The sequence below is a fragment of the Halomonas sp. genome (genome assembly GCF_041689495.1).
Lineage (GTDB): Bacteria > Pseudomonadota > Gammaproteobacteria > Pseudomonadales > Halomonadaceae > Halomonas.
The window spans coordinates 1-2,638 of the sequence record NZ_JBDNGD010000023.1; the positions used below are offsets into that span (position 1 = coordinate 1).

5 protein-coding genes are annotated in these 2,638 nt (G+C 55.3%); 3 read left to right on the forward strand and 2 right to left on the reverse strand.

Annotation, left to right across the window (positions count from 1 at the left end):
• Positions 1-407: antitoxin Xre/MbcA/ParS toxin-binding domain-containing protein (locus ACESMD_RS00600; protein WP_372609360.1), on the reverse strand; the 407-nt coding region annotated here is incomplete at its 3' end.
• A 126-nt stretch (positions 408-533) separates the two neighbouring features.
• On the opposite strand from ACESMD_RS00600, the gene ACESMD_RS00605 reads away from it, so the two are divergent.
• The 3 genes from ACESMD_RS00605 to ACESMD_RS00615 all read left to right on the forward strand — a co-directional run bounded on the left by ACESMD_RS00605 (position 534) and on the right by ACESMD_RS00615 (position 2,148).
• Positions 534-809 (forward strand): type II toxin-antitoxin system Phd/YefM family antitoxin, encoded by a 276-nt coding sequence (locus ACESMD_RS00605; RefSeq protein WP_372609361.1) that lies wholly within the window; start codon positions 534-536, stop codon positions 807-809.
• On the forward strand, positions 790-1,062 hold the full coding sequence (locus ACESMD_RS00610) for a Txe/YoeB family addiction module toxin (RefSeq protein ID WP_372609362.1): 273 nt from the start codon (positions 790-792) through the stop codon (positions 1,060-1,062). Before ACESMD_RS00605 ends, ACESMD_RS00610 begins: the two co-directional genes overlap by 20 nt.
• Before the next feature lie 72 nt (positions 1,063-1,134).
• Positions 1,135-2,148: an IS30 family transposase gene (locus ACESMD_RS00615; RefSeq protein ID WP_372609363.1), complete on the forward strand. Its 1,014-nt coding sequence runs from the start codon at positions 1,135-1,137 to the stop codon at positions 2,146-2,148.
• A 46-nt stretch (positions 2,149-2,194) separates the two neighbouring features.
• On the opposite strand, the gene ACESMD_RS00620 is transcribed toward ACESMD_RS00615, so the two are convergent.
• On the reverse strand, positions 2,195-2,473 hold the full coding sequence (locus ACESMD_RS00620) for a DUF2442 domain-containing protein (protein ID WP_372609364.1): 279 nt from the start codon (positions 2,471-2,473) through the stop codon (positions 2,195-2,197).
• Positions 2,474-2,638: the final 165 nt, after the last annotated feature.

A 2,638-nucleotide genomic window follows, 5' to 3' on the forward strand; every position in this document is an offset into this window, starting at 1 on the left:
GTGGTGATCAGGTCGATCGGTTTCCGCCCTTCCAACCCCATGGCCGTCGTATTCATCCAGCGCTGGGCTTCCTCGGGGTCACCGAAGACGTCCTCCGCCTTGGTGAGGATCTCGGCGAAGCGCCAGGTACGACTGCTCTGCTCAGCGGTGAGCGGCTCGGGCTTCTTGACGCGACGGTACAACGTGCGCTCGGACATGCCGATCACCTTGGCCACGACCCTCTTGTCATGGAACAGCTCGATCGACTCGACGAAGTGAATGATGTCTTGCGACGACAGCCCCTTCTCGATCATCTCGTGGATCTCGAAGGCAGACCGCGCCTGGGTGGCTCGGTTGCCCATCAGTCGCTTCAGGGTGCGTTCCAGGAGATTAGACGCCTGATCGGTATGGTTCTCGGCAACGGTCATGATGTGGCCCTCCCTTCTTTGCCATTTGGCACCATCATAGCGCCAAGTGGCAAAGAACGTCGACAACTTGGCTTTCTAAAGCCTACTACGCTAAAGTCGTACTGAATTACCGTACATAATGGTGGAATGATGGATATCATCAGTGTAAACAAATTCAGAGACAACCTGAAAAGCCTTGTTGAACAGGTTATTAGCAGGCACGAACCCCTCAAGGTGACGCGTCGTGCCGGACAGGCCTTCGTGATTATAAGTGCCGAGGACTGGGAAAGAGAGCAAGAAACCCTCCATGTCCTTCAGAACCGAGACCTGATGCAACAGATTGCGGCCTCCCTCGATACTCACAGCCGCGGCCAGGGGTATACACCTGATGATGAGCAGATGAATGAGATCACTGGTATTTGAGGGCAGCTCCTGGGAAGCCTATGAAAGGATGCGGGAGAAAGACAAGAAGCTGCACAAAGCGCTCTGCAAGCTTTTGAAAGAGATGCTCCGCTCGGAAGACCCGTCAACTGGCATCGGCAAAACTGAGCCACTCAAACACAACTTGGCCGGCTTGTGGTCAAGACGCCTCTCACAGAGGGACAGGCTCATCTACCGGTTCGACGACAGGTCCATTTACATTTTCGCCATCGGGGGACACTACGATCAGCCCTGACGCTGGGGGCTTCCTAACACGGCGGTCTCAATAACCAAGTGCAACACCTGACCCATCCGGTATGGTATTGCCATGACTCACTGCTACCGCCACCTCACTGCTGAAGACCGAGCCGCCATCATGCTGATGCGAACTCACCACTCGATCCGGGCCATCGCGCAGCAACTGGGACGCGCACCCAGCACCATCTCACGGGAGCTGGCACACCACATGGTCAGGTCTGACAAGGCGTATGACGCGAGTCTCGCCGGATACCGAGCTCGGTTGACGCGCTGCCGTCCACGCCGTCGTTCCAAGCTCCACCTCGATGGTGAGCTATTCGAACTGGTGATTTACCTGCTGCGCAAGTACTGGTCACCAGAGCAGATAGCCCGCACACTGAAACGCATGTTCCCCGATGACACTGACCGCCAGGTCTCACACGAAGCCATCTATAACGCGCTTTACGTCATGCCCCGCGGCTCGCTCAAGAAGGAGCTGATCGCCTGCCTGCGACAGGGCAAAGGTAAGCGACGCCCCCGCAGCCGTGGCAAGGATCGGCGGCAACAGATCCCGGACATGGTCAGCATCCACCTGCGGCCTCCTGAGATCGAAGACCGCTTGATGCCTGGCCACTGGGAGGGAGACCTCATCATCGGTGCCAACAATCGCTCTGCCGTCGGCACGCTGGTGGAGCGCACCACGCGACTGGTGATCCTGGCAAAAGTGGATGGCACCACGGCGGCGGCCGTCGGCTTCAGCGACAAGCTCAATGAGGTGCCACGGTCTCTGCGCCTGTCCATGACTTACGATCAAGGCAGAGAGATGGTGAAGCATGCCGAGATCACGCAGAAGACCGGCACAGCGATCTATTTCGCTGATCCGCATAGCCCATGGCAGCGGGGGTCCAATGAGAACACCAACGGGCTGTTGCGGCAGTACTTGCCGAAGGGCACGGACTTGTCGATCTACAGCCAGGAAGAACTCGACGCCATCGCTGACTCAATGAATACACGGCCTCGCAAGACACTGGACTGGCGAACGCCACTGGAAGTCTATGCCGAGGTGCTCAAGACGTCGGTCGCCGAGCCGAAGACCCTTCAATAGCGTTGCGCTTGGAATTTGAGACCGCCGTCTGTCCACATTAGCCCCTTCAGGCCGCATCACTTTTATCGCGTTCAATATGCCGGTTTTCATACAAATCATCGATCGGGAAGCAGAGATCGTAATCATTCCACTGCAAGTCACCATCCACGACCGAATATTCCTGAAACCTGGCAGTATCAAGATATTTGCTGATATGCGGATTCAACGAGGCTTTGAGAAAACCCTCGAAATCAATCACAGTCTCTTTTCCATCAGAGAACGTCAAGCTCAACCGGTATGTACCCACTTGCTTTACAGCTTCAACATAGACTTCGTCAGGAATCATTTTATCTTCCCCTCAATTTTCACACAGCGCACAGCCTTGTGATAAACAAAATAATCCACCCACTTCCTCACGATGTCGTCAGCAAAAGCATTCACCAGAGCATTAAAATCTCTTAGCTGAGCCGGCGGCAATGGCTTTCTGCCTTTAACATCCTTTATTAGTATA

What these genes read in the sequence shown, in the direction of transcription:
- ACESMD_RS00605 (WP_372609361.1), top strand. Translation starts at nt 534, where the DNA reads ATGATGGATATCATCAGTGTAAACAAATTCAGAGACAACCTGAAAAGC.
- ACESMD_RS00610 (WP_372609362.1), top strand. Translation starts at nt 790, where the DNA reads ATGAGATCACTGGTATTTGAGGGCAGCTCCTGGGAAGCCTATGAAAGG.
- ACESMD_RS00615 (WP_372609363.1), top strand. Translation starts at nt 1,135, where the DNA reads ATGACTCACTGCTACCGCCACCTCACTGCTGAAGACCGAGCCGCCATC.
- ACESMD_RS00620 (WP_372609364.1), bottom strand. Translation starts at nt 2,473, where the DNA reads ATGATTCCTGACGAAGTCTATGTTGAAGCTGTAAAGCAAGTGGGTACA.